Origin of the sequence: Nitrosomonas sp. HPC101, from assembly GCF_009833125.1 — a bacterium.
GTDB lineage: Bacteria > Pseudomonadota > Gammaproteobacteria > Burkholderiales > Nitrosomonadaceae > Nitrosomonas.
In genome coordinates this window covers 1-1,915 of record NZ_QRCC01000025.1, presented here as the reverse complement: position 1 = coordinate 1,915, position 1,915 = coordinate 1, and the positions used below count along the sequence as shown (strand labels likewise).

At 49.8% G+C, this 1,915-nt stretch carries 2 protein-coding genes and 1 other annotated feature; of the genes, one reads left to right on the top strand and one right to left on the bottom strand.

All coding sequences use genetic code 11. From position 1 onward, the window contains the following. Nucleotides 1–19: 19 nt before the first annotated feature. Nucleotides 20–1,248 (bottom strand): IS3 family transposase gene (locus ABO04_RS11705; RefSeq protein WP_160810853.1). Its coding sequence is split into 2 segments (ribosomal slippage): nucleotides 20–969 and nucleotides 969–1,248, totalling 1,230 coding nucleotides; the frame shifts between segments, so codons are not numbered across the junction. Beyond that, nucleotides 854–970, bottom strand: a sequence feature (AL1L pseudoknot). Its footprint overlaps the gene before it by 117 nt. Before the next feature lie 6 nt (nucleotides 1,249–1,254). Here ABO04_RS11705 and ABO04_RS12345 point away from each other — a divergent pair. Continuing rightward, nucleotides 1,255–1,915: DUF4435 domain-containing protein (locus tag ABO04_RS12345; RefSeq protein WP_160810854.1), on the top strand; the 661-nt coding region annotated here is incomplete at its 3' end.

Below are 1,915 nucleotides of genomic sequence, written 5' to 3'. Positions count from 1 at the left end.
GGAGGCTGTTTGGTTAAAGTCAAGCCACCGGAATGGCTTCCCTGGCGAATTGCCTATAGTAGTTTACCTCAGCTTCTGCGGGAGGGATGTAACCGATTGGTTCCAGCAGCCGCTGGTTGTTGAACCAGGCTACCCATTCCAGCGTTGCCAGCTCCACGGCCTCCCTGGTTTTCCAGGGGGCGCGCTTGTGAATCAATTCTGTTTTGTACAGCCCATTGATGGTTTCTGCCAGCGCGTTGTCGTAGCTGTCGCCCTTGCTGCCGACCGAGGGTTCTATTCCGGCTTCGGCGAGTCGCTCGGTATAGCGAATGGAGACATATTGCGAGCCTCTGTCGCTATGGTGTACCAAGGCATCCATCCGCCCCGGTTGCCGGGCATACAGCGCTTGTTCCAGGGCATCCAGCACAAAGTCCGTGCGCATGGAGCTGCTCACCTGCCAGCCCACAATGCGCCGGGCAAATACATCGATGACGAAAGCCACATACAGCCAGCCTTGCCAGGTCGAGACATAGGTGAAGTCTGACACCCACAACTGGTTCGGACGATCTGCCTTGAATTGCCGGTTAACCCGATCCAGTGGACACGGCAGCGCCTTGTCCGGAACTGTGGTGCGCACAACCTTTCCACGCCTGGCACCTTTCAGCCCTAACCGTTTCATGAGCCGTTCGACCGTACAGCGTGCCACCTGGACATCTTCACGCTTAAGCTGACGCCAGACCTTGTCGGCACCATAGACCTGCATGTTGGTCTGCCAGACCCGCTGTATTTGCGGCAGCAGTTCATCATCACGCAGGACGCGGGCACTGCGCAAAGCCGGATTACGCTGTTGCGCGGAATATCGCCGATACCCTGATGGGGCGACCTGCAAAACCTTGCAGATCGGCTCGACCCCATGGGCGTCGCGGTACTGGTCGATGAACGATCTCAGGATTTGAGTTTGCGGTCGAGCTCCGCCTGAGCGAAAAAAGCACTGGCCAGCTTCAGAATCTCATTCGCCTTGCGCAATTCCTTTACTTCGCGTTCCAGGGCTTTGATGCGGTCGCGCTCTTCGCTGGTCACACCGTCTCGCAAGCCGGTATCAGTCTCGTGTTTGCGCACCCATTCAAGCAATGTGTGGGCTGAACAGCCGATCTTCGGCGCAATGGATTCAATCGTCGACCACAGCGAGGGATACTCACTGCGGTGTTCCTGCACCAGACGGACTGCGCGCGCTCTTACTTCGGGGGAATATTTCTTTGATTTGTTCATGGCTCCATCTTCTCAGATATTGAAGCCTCCTCAAAACCCGGGGCGGTTCAACTAATAGTATTCGTTGAAGGCAAAGATGACAAAGAGTATCTCAAAAAGCTTAATTCTAAGATTAAACAGGTTACCAATCCAATTGGATGTGTAACAAAAGTAGTTTTTTTCCCGCTGAGAGGAAAAGACAACATCCTCCAAAAGATTGAATATAATAAAAGAACTCTAAATTCAATTCTGAAAGGTAAATCATGGCATGTCTTATTTGATCGTGATTTTTCAACAAATGACATTGATAACAAGCTTAGACAGAAAATGCAGTCGAAAGGGTACACTCCATACAGTCACACAGGCTACTGCATAGAATCAGTATTATTTTCAGATATCAGTATATTAAAAAGATATTTGTGTTCTCTTGTGCCAAACATTAACGAGCGCGACCTTTCAGAACACATTGATGCTTTGATAACCGAACTAAGTAAGAGTGCTAAAGATACTGACTCTCCGATCAACAAAGAAATCGAGATTAACTTTAAGGGGCAGAAAAAAAATAGGCCAGAATTCGAGGCTGTTCAATTTATAGATGTTGTTAGATCATGGAGCGAAAACGGCGAGTTCAAACCTGAGCTAGTAATGTCAAAACCTTTGATTCAAAAATTCGTGACTGATTTAGAGA